General features: G+C 39.1%; 1 protein-coding gene and 1 pseudogene. Both read right to left on the reverse strand.

The features are described 5' to 3' along the window. Positions 1–223 precede the first annotated feature (223 nt). Positions 224–913, reverse strand: a complete 690-nt coding sequence (locus PX636_RS18400) for a ParB N-terminal domain-containing protein (protein ID WP_288118211.1) — start codon at positions 911–913, stop codon at positions 224–226. Further along, positions 914–1,231 (reverse strand): annotated as a pseudogene (locus PX636_RS18405) (ParA family protein); the annotation flags it as partial. It lies immediately after the preceding gene.

A 1,231-nucleotide genomic window follows, 5' to 3' on the forward strand; every position in this document is an offset into this window, starting at 1 on the left:
GGGGTTTGATCCCCCCTGCCCCTGCCCCCCTTATTAAGGGGGGTGCCGATAGGCGGGGGGATCCCCCCTGCCCCCCTTGATAAGGGGGGTGTCTGACAATTTTTAACACCTACCTACTTAGTTAATCTTTGCCCGCTATCGGATCAGCAATTTCTCCTGATCTTCCATTATTATAACATCCATCGGTAGGGTGTGTTAAAGTAGCTCAACACACCCTAAAAAATCAGTTAGAAGTCAGCAAATAATCGACAAGCTTAATTAATCTTTTCTCTTTAACTCCTGACACCGGGCGATTTAGGACATCTTCCAAAGAATCAAAGGGCTTTTCTGAACGTTTTTTCAGAAAGTCATTAACAGATGCAGGTGGAATTCCCGCTTTTTTAAGTTGATTAGCATCACAGGTATTCAAAAGCTCTAAAATCGACTTAGAAGCAGGAGGAGGAGGAGGAAGAATAATAATTTTTTCTTCCAGTCTTTTGATTTCTTTTTGGTACTCCTCTCGGATTGCTTGTAACTGGGTTTCTAATCGTTTTTCAAGATTACTCACCCTCAATTCTAGAGGATTATCTGTTTTTTCAGGCGTGGTAATTAACCCAGGAGAAGGAGATAATAACTGTATTTGCTGTAAAGCGATATTCTCCGCTTCTTTATCAACCACAAAAGCGTTAATCATCTCGATGTCAGGAACTTTCTGATTGGCGATAACAGAAGCATAATATTCTAAATCTCCACTGATAATATTATAACGTACATCAACTTTTTTATTATCAGCTTTTTTGAGAATAGCAGGGCGAATAAGTCCACCCATTTCAATAATAAGATTGGCTAAATTCTCCAATTCAGTTTCGGAGAAGGTTTCTCTGGGAACAGAAGGATTAATATCAGTAATATCGACTCGTAAAAATTTCCACATTTATTTAACTCCTATTTTAGCTAAAACTTCCAGTGCTAAGGCTTCAAATTCTGCTGCTGACACTCCCGCATCAGCTTGATGTTCGGCATAATCGATTATAGATTGGGGGGCAGGAATTTCTAAATCTCCCACAGTAACGTATTGATTTATACAGCGAGATAAAGGCATTCTTTCCGAGATAATTGATTCCATCAAGGGTAAACCATACTTGTCTGGAATCACTTGTTTTTGTTTGGGGAAATTATATTTTAAGTATTGAGCGTGGGTAGAAATTTTGGAAGGTAAAACGCCTAAAATTTGTAGTGTTGGTTTACCCAA

Source organism: Microcystis sp. M53598_WE2, assembly GCF_030067735.1.
Taxonomy (GTDB): domain Bacteria; phylum Cyanobacteriota; class Cyanobacteriia; order Cyanobacteriales; family Microcystaceae; genus Microcystis; species Microcystis aeruginosa.